The 415-nt window shown below is 67.5% G+C and carries 1 protein-coding gene; it reads left to right on the forward strand.

The window, feature by feature from the left end; translation table 11 throughout:
• On the forward strand, positions 1-415 hold a 415-nt coding region (locus KDH83_RS31765), incomplete at both ends, for a DsbA family protein (RefSeq protein ID WP_212323156.1).

Genomic DNA, 415 nt, shown 5'->3' on the forward strand with positions numbered 1-415 from the left:
CGCGTCGGCTACGCAGCTGGCGATGGGGACTGGCTGCTGTGCTGCTTGCCTTGTTGCTGATCTGGCTGGCTTCTAGCCCGCGTGAGGTCTCCATTCCTCCTGCGGCGCCGGGCAGCGCCGCACCTGGGGCCGAGCCGCCGTGGCAGACCGGCAATCGGGAAGGGCGCTTTGTGCTGACGCTCTATGCCGACTTCGAATGCCCGTTCTGCCAGGCCTACTATCCGGTGCTTCGGCGCTGGGTCACCGGCAACACGGATGTGGCCTTGCAATGGCAGCACCTGCCACTGGCGGCGCACCAGCCGGCCGCATCTGTTGCGGCCAGCCTCGCCGAATGCGCCGCCGAAGTCGGCGGAAGCGAAGTTTTCTGGCGGGCGACAGACTGGATATACACGCACACCCGCGGCAACGGCCTGGG

The sequence above is a fragment of the Achromobacter sp. Marseille-Q0513 genome (genome assembly GCF_018195695.1).
In the GTDB taxonomy this organism is placed as follows: domain Bacteria; phylum Pseudomonadota; class Gammaproteobacteria; order Burkholderiales; family Burkholderiaceae_B; genus Achromobacter.